This window comes from Curtobacterium sp. MCBA15_016, assembly GCF_001865105.1.
GTDB lineage: Bacteria > Actinomycetota > Actinomycetes > Actinomycetales > Microbacteriaceae > Curtobacterium.
Window position 1 is genome coordinate 2244 of sequence record NZ_MJGR01000005.1, and the last position, 224, is coordinate 2467.

The window sequence follows — 224 nt, forward strand, 5'->3', positions numbered from 1 at the left end:
GAGGGCGAGCAGCGCGCCGAAGACGAGCAGCAGCACCGGCGGGGCGACCCGGATGCGGTCGGCGATGCCCGCCGTCAGGGCGATGGCGAGGCCGAGCACGACCACCAGTTCAGGTCCCAGCACACGCACTCCTCGATCGACCGACACCCCAGTCAACGCGGTGGGCGCTGACAGCGCACACGCGCGCCGGGCGGTGGTCGCGACCAGTGCCGGACGGGAGGCGC